Source organism: Falsiroseomonas oryzae (assembly GCF_027856955.1).
Lineage (GTDB): Bacteria > Pseudomonadota > Alphaproteobacteria > Acetobacterales > Acetobacteraceae > Falsiroseomonas > Falsiroseomonas oryzae.
Genome location: NZ_JAPSMD010000330.1, coordinates 1 through 5,932, shown reverse-complemented (window position 1 = coordinate 5,932; position 5,932 = coordinate 1). Strand labels below are relative to the sequence as shown.

The 5,932-nt window shown below is 67.9% G+C and carries 6 protein-coding genes; 3 read left to right on the top strand and 3 right to left on the bottom strand.

Features of this window, described 5'->3' with window-relative positions; all coding sequences use genetic code 11:
• Positions 1-131 precede the first annotated feature (131 nt).
• Both OZN99_RS23375 and OZN99_RS23370 read right to left on the bottom strand, forming a co-directional pair.
• Positions 132-491: a hypothetical protein gene (locus OZN99_RS23375; protein WP_270937662.1), complete on the bottom strand. Its 360-nt coding sequence runs from the start codon at positions 489-491 to the stop codon at positions 132-134.
• Positions 488-745, bottom strand: a complete 258-nt coding sequence (locus OZN99_RS23370; RefSeq protein WP_270937661.1) for a hypothetical protein — start codon at positions 743-745, stop codon at positions 488-490. Before OZN99_RS23370 ends, OZN99_RS23375 begins: the two co-directional genes overlap by 4 nt.
• Before the next feature lie 117 nt (positions 746-862).
• Between OZN99_RS23370 and OZN99_RS23365 the strand changes: the two genes are divergently transcribed.
• Positions 863-1,138 carry a hypothetical protein gene (locus OZN99_RS23365; RefSeq protein ID WP_270937660.1) on the top strand — a complete coding sequence of 92 codons (276 nt, stop codon included), beginning with the start codon at positions 863-865 and terminating at the stop codon, positions 1,136-1,138.
• A 123-nt stretch (positions 1,139-1,261) separates the two neighbouring features.
• Positions 1,262-1,540, top strand: a complete 279-nt coding sequence (locus tag OZN99_RS23360) for a hypothetical protein (RefSeq protein WP_270937659.1) — start codon at positions 1,262-1,264, stop codon at positions 1,538-1,540.
• A gap of 103 nt (positions 1,541-1,643) precedes the next feature.
• Here the strand turns inward: OZN99_RS23360 and OZN99_RS23355 are convergent, their stop codons facing one another.
• Complete coding sequence (locus OZN99_RS23355; RefSeq protein ID WP_270937658.1) at positions 1,644-4,409, bottom strand: cation-translocating P-type ATPase; 2,766 nt, start codon at positions 4,407-4,409, stop codon at positions 1,644-1,646.
• Positions 4,410-4,591: 182 nt separating this feature from the next.
• Between OZN99_RS23355 and OZN99_RS23350 the strand changes: the two genes are divergently transcribed.
• Positions 4,592-5,650, top strand: a complete 1,059-nt coding sequence (locus tag OZN99_RS23350) for an AI-2E family transporter (RefSeq protein ID WP_270937657.1) — start codon at positions 4,592-4,594, stop codon at positions 5,648-5,650.
• Positions 5,651-5,932: the final 282 nt, after the last annotated feature.

The window sequence follows — 5,932 nt, the reverse complement described above, 5'->3', positions numbered from 1 at the left end:
TCCTCGCCGAATGCGAATGGCGCTTCAACTACGCCCCACCCCGCCGTCTGCTCTCCACCCTCGCCAACTGGACTGGCCTAGGACAAGCTTCAGAACCCCAGTCCTAGCCTTAGCTAGGTCAGCCCCTCGGCCTATTGCCTCACCCATTCCGTCGGAAGCGGATTCATCAGCGCCGGCAGCGTCATCCCCTCCGGCTGCCTCCCATCGAGGATGGCCTCGACGATGTCCGGCGCCAGCAGCGTCAGCCGCAGCACGCGCGAGACATAGGACAAATTGATATTCTCGGCCGCAGCCAAGTCCTTGATCGTGGCGAACTGGCCGGTCTCCAGCATCCTGCGCCACCGGAACGCGCGCGCGACCGCCTTGATGAGCGTGATGTCCTGCTGGCGCTCCAGTACCAGCATGCCGGGCGTGACCATCGCCTTCCGCCCGCCGCGCGGCTTCACCCGGAGCGGGATGACGACCGTCAGCGTCTGCGCCTGCTCACTCATGCCGCAGCCCTTGCGGCCTCGGGGGCCCGGGCGGCGAGGTCGCGCACAAGGCCGCCGAGCCCATCCAGCCGCAACCGCACGGCAACGCCCTCGGCTCGGACGTCGACCCGGTCCACCAGCAGCCGCACGATGCGCGCCCGTTCGGCGGGGAAGAGCTCGTCCCAGAGGGGCTCAATCCGCTCCAGCGCCAGCAGCACCTCCTGCTCGGTCACGTCCTGCGTGGTCGCACGCGTCGCGCGCCAGGTGCCGACCACTACCTCGGGCTGGCGCAGCAGCGCGCGAACCTGGGCACCCTCAACGTCTTCGGATCAGCGAGCAGCACCATCACCGTGCCAGCCGGCGTGGCCTCCGCACGCATCTGGGCGCGCGTCATGCAGGACGGGCTCGGCGGATCACCCGCGGGCACGATCTATGCCCGCCTCGAGCGGAGCACGAACGCCGGCTCGACCTGGACGACCGTCAGTGAAGCCACGGGCTTCCACCCCGGCGACACGGCGGACCAGACGCTCGATGTGCCGGAAGTCACCCTCGCGGTCTCGCCCGGCCACCAGTTCCGTGTCGTCTGCGGCCCGAGCGCGACGTTCGGGCGCATCTCCTACAACAATGATCCGAGCCGCAGCTTTCTGCGGTTTCAGTGGGGGGCGTGAGCAGAGGCGTCGCCTTCGCGCAGATCGGCATCATCGGCTTCGACGGGCAGATCGAGCTCGAGGCGCTGCGGCTCTACGGCCTGCCGGAGGACGCCCCGGCGATCCTCTACGGCTGCCCCCTGAGTGCCGGCCGGGACGCGGACGCTGGCGCTGGAGACCAGCTGGGACCCGCCGAGCCTCGGCCCCGGCGCGACGGCGAACGTCGACGTCACGGTGCCCGGGGCGCGGAGGGGCGACTTCGCCGACGCGTCGCTCGACACCAGCAGCATCGCCTTCGTGCTGGACTGCCAAGCGTGGTCGAACACCAGCGTGCGCGTGACCGCGCGCAACGTCAGCGCTTCGACGGTCGACCTCGTCGCAGCGCCACTGGCGGTGCAGGTGGCGAAGCGGCGGCTGCCGTGACTGGATCCGCTTACCCAGAGCAGCGGAAATTACGGCGCTCTTGCCCCAGGCCATCCCGCAGCCCGACGCCCAGCGCGGTCCGCGAGATTGCACCAGTGCGGCATCATGTCATCAGGCGCTTGCGCCAGTGCGGCTTCAGCACCTCGAGGATGATGATGGCCAGAAGGCCCGCCGCGACCGTCACTGCCAGATCATCGCCATGCAGCGGTCCGAAGCGGAACATCCGCTGCACGAAGGGGACGAGCAGCGTGACCCCGAGCATGCCCGTCACGATCAGCATCACCCAGCGCAGTGCCGCGTTGCGTCGCCGAAACGCCGTGATGATCGAGGCGCTGAAGGACCGGTTCACGAAGATCAAGCTGACGATGCCAAGCACGAGGGCGACGAAGGTCAGCGATCTGGCCTCCTGCTCGGGCATGCCGCGATCAAGTGCGAATACGAAGATGCCCGCCGTCAACGCCAGCACGACCATGCCCTGCACCACACTCCAGCCGAGCAGCGAGGCCGAGAAGAGCGGCGCCACGGGATCGCGCGGCGGACGCTGCATGATGCCCTCTTCCTCCGTCTCGGCCTCGAAGACCAGGGTACAGACAGGGTCGATCACCATCTCCAGGAACGCGATGTGCATCGGCCAGAGCAGGATCGGCAGCCCGAAGATCAGCGGCAGCAGCGCGAGACCCGCGATGGGTACGTGGATCGCGATGATGAACCCCATCGACTTGCGCAGATTGTCGAAGACGCGCCGCCCCAGGCGCACGGCTGCGACGATCGAGCCGAAGTCATCATCCAGCAGCACGAGCGACGACGCCTCGCGCGCCACATCGGTGCCGCGCCCGCCCATGGCGATGCCGATATGCGCGGCCTTGAGCGACGGCGCGTCGTTCACGCCATCACCTGTCATGGCGACGATCTCGCCATCCGCCTTCAGGGCGGCCACGATGCGGAGCTTCTGCTCCGGCATGATGCGCGCGAACACGGTGGTGCTGCGCGCCTGCGCCGCCAGCGTCGTGTCGTCCATGGCGGAGAGCGTCTCGCCGGTCACGATGGTCTCGGCGTCCAGCCCCGCCTGGCGCGCAATGGCGGCGGCGGTGGCTGGGTAGTCGCCGGTGATCATCACGACGCGGATGCCGGCCGTGCGGCATTCGGCCACCGCCTCGACCACGCTGGGCCGAAGCGGGTCCGCCAGCCCCACGAGACCAAGCAGATGAAAATCGAAGTCGTCCTGCGTCTCCGGCCATGTCTCGCCGCGGTGTGCGGCGCGGGCTACGGCGAGCACGCGCATGCCCTTACCCGCCAGGGCGTCGGTCCTTGCGGTCAGATCGGCGCGCGCATCGGCATCGAGGTGACACAACGCGGCGATGGCCTCGGGGGCGCCCTTGGCGGCGACGATCGCCTCACTCCCCTCCGTGCCCGGTCGCCAGACATTGGTCACAGCCAGCAGATCGGGGCGGAGGCCGTAGGCGCGGAGGAGGTCGGACGAGGCAGGCAGGCCGGCGCCAGAGACGCCCTCAGCAACCGCGTGGAAGGCCTTCTCCATCGGGTCGAAGGGCTGCGGCGCGCTCGCCAGCCGGCCGGTCTCGGCCAGTGGGCGAAATGGCTCTGGCACAGCGCCATCCTGCGGCCTGAAGCCTGTTCCGTCCGGCAGGCACAACTCGGCCACGGTCATGCGGTTCTGCGTCAGCGTGCCCGTCTTGTCCGTGCAGAGCACCGTGGCGGAGCCGAGCGTCTCGATCGCTGCTGCACGGCGCGTCAGCACCCGTGCCTTGGAGATGCGCCAGGCGCCCATCGCCATGAAGACGGTGAGCACGACGGGCAGTTCCTCCGGCAGCATGGACATGCCAATCGCTATGCCGGCAAGCAGGGCGTCCAGCCACCCGCCGCGCAGGGTGCCGTAGAGCACCACGGCCAGCACGCTGACGACGCCACCGAAGATCGCGCAGAGCTTCACAACCTGACGCATCTGCGCCTGCAATCGCGGTTGCTCGGCTTCCAGCGTGCTCAGCGACTGGCCGATCCGGCCGATCTCGCTGCGCGGGCCAGTCGCCGTCACCTCCGCAATGCCGCTGCCACGCACTACCAGCGAGCCGGAGAAGACATGCGGCAGATCGTCGCCGCCCGGACGTGCTGGCGGCGATGCCGCGCTTGCCACCTTCCGCACCGGCACCGACTCCCCCGTGAGCAGGGATTCATCGGTCTGGACGTCACTTGCCTCGATCAGCCGGGCATCGGCCGGCACGCGGTCACCCTCCGCCAGCACGACCAAGTCTCCACGCACGACCTCGCGGCCGGCGATACGTCTTAGCTCGCCGCCGCGGATCACCAGTGCGCGCGGGCTGGTCAGGTCGCGCAGCGCCTCAAGTACGCGCTCGGTGCGGCTTTCCTGGACGACAGTGATCACAATGGAGAACAGCGCGAAGGCGAGTAGGATCAGCGCCTCCTCCGGGCTCCCGAGGAGGAGGTAGAGCACGCCACCGCCCAACAGCAACGCCAGCATCGGCTCGCGCAGCACCTCGAGCACGATCCGGAGCGGCGTTCGCCGGCCTGTGCGCGCCAGCTCGTTCGGGCCATCGGCCTTGAGGCGGGCCGCCGCCGCCTGCTCGCTCAGGCCGCTGCCATTCTCCTTGCCCATCGGTGAATCCGGCATTGTCCTCGTCCTTTGGAGCACCTGGCGCGGGATTCCCGCAGACCGAGGATGGCGGGGTCGGATGGTGACTACGGTTGGGCAGCATGGTCGGTCGAGGCGCAACCCGGAAGAAGCGCTTTCCGAGCCGAGCAGCCACCGGGCGAAGTATGTTTCGCCTAGGCTCGCCGGCTGGCCGGTCCCGCGCGTTGATCTGGAGCAAGGACGATGGCCACTCGTGGCGCGCATACGTGAACCCCGATGCTGCCGCTTCGCAAGCGCCTCATAGAAGTACCGACCAGACACTGGCCTATGCGCGCGCTGTGATGCCGCGCTCACCTTGCCAGCGCTCGTCTACGGCCGCACACTCCTGCAGCACACTCGGCAAGACTGTGCTCCCGTATCGCTGTTCGTGAGACCCCAGACACGCAATGGCCGAAGCCGAGCGCCACGACGATGCATCGGCAGAGTGCGGCGCGTGCCAGCACTCCAGGCTCCAGTTGATCCTGCTCGCGCTCGCTTTTGCCTCAGGCGCCTTTCTGGCCTGGCAGACCGCCGGCACGCTCCTGATGATCTTTGGCGGATTGCTCCTCGCGGTCCTCCTTGATGCAGCGACGCGTGGGCTTCAGCATCTCCTTCCCCTCGGTCGCGGCGCCTGCTTCGCGATCGTCTGCACGCTGTCCGCAGGCATGATCCTGATGGGCATCGCGTGGGGCGGTTACACCATCGTCCAGGAATGGGACGCATTGCATCGCGTCCTGACCAGCCAACTGAAGGGTATCGGCGACCGGCTCGCGGAAATGGGGGTTCAGACGCCCGGTCCGCGCGGAGGTCGCATCACCGACGAGCAGATCGCAAGTATCCTCCTGCCAGATCCCGCAGGTCTTTTTGGTCAGGCACGCACCGCTCTCGGCACAGCGGGCGATGTTCTGCTCATGCTCTTCATCGGCTTCTTCGTCGGCCTCAATCCCGCTGCCTACAGGCGCGGCCTTGCGAGCCTCATACCGCGCAGCCGTCGCTGCGTCGTGCTCGGCATCGTCGACGACATGGCGGAGACGCTGCGATGGTGGCTTGTCGGCCAGGTGGTGACGATCGTCGTGGTCGCCCTGTCGATCGCGCTGGCGCTGATGGCGCTGGGCACGCCGGGCGCCCTGGTTCTCGGTCTGCTGGCGGGCCTCCTCAACTTCATTCCATACCTCGGAGCCTTCGTCGGCGCCGTCCCGATCGCACTTGCCGCCTCATCACAGGGGAGCACGATGGTCTTCTGGGTGATCGCGATCTATCTCCTGATCCAGATCATCGAAGGCTATGTGCTCACCCCTCTCGTTCAGCGACGCACTGTCCATATCCAGCCCGCCCACGCGCTCGGCATGCAGATGCTGATGGGCACCCTGTTTGGCGCCGTTGGGATCGCGCTTGCGGCTCCTCTTCAGGCGGTGCTTCGCGTTGCGGTCATCCGAAGCTCGACGGGCGACGCGGACCAGGCCTGAGGACCGCTGCGACAGCGGGCTTACGAGACGCAAGGCCTACTTGCCTGCCCTTCTCCCCGCGAAGAAGCCGCTGATCAGCGAAATGGCGAGAAGTTCCATGGGCGACAGGTCTCGTCCCCCTCGGAGTGCCGCGATCAGCGCCATTGGATCCTGGGTGACCGTGGACCCGAAACTGGCCCGCCCGAGGGGAGAACTTCCAGGCTTCACGAGCAGCCCTTCCGGGCTGCTTTGGCAGCGAATTCCTGAGGCGTCAGGTGCCCCAGGGCACTGTGAGGACGGGGC